Raw genomic sequence first — 209 nt, forward strand, 5'->3', positions numbered from 1 at the left:
AGATGTTGTCCCTTCTACCACTTGACCTGTTTCTTTATCCCCATCTTTTACTTTGGTGAAGATATATCGCTTACCATCTTTTTCTATTACTTTCAACTTATGATCCGTTGTATCATACGCTGTATCCACTTTTACGTTTGGTGTATCTTCTACAGTTCCTTTAATTGTGTTACCTGCTTCATCCACATAGTGCACCACAACCTTGCCTT

At 38.3% G+C, this 209-nt stretch carries 1 protein-coding gene; it reads right to left on the reverse strand.

Translation table 11 applies throughout. From position 1 onward, the window contains the following. On the reverse strand, positions 1–198 hold a 198-nt coding region (locus CD111_RS10100), incomplete at its 3' end, for a MucBP domain-containing protein (protein WP_338088389.1). Positions 199–209 lie beyond the last annotated feature (11 nt).

Source organism: Mammaliicoccus stepanovicii, assembly GCF_002902525.1.
In the GTDB taxonomy this organism is placed as follows: domain Bacteria; phylum Bacillota; class Bacilli; order Staphylococcales; family Staphylococcaceae; genus Mammaliicoccus; species Mammaliicoccus stepanovicii.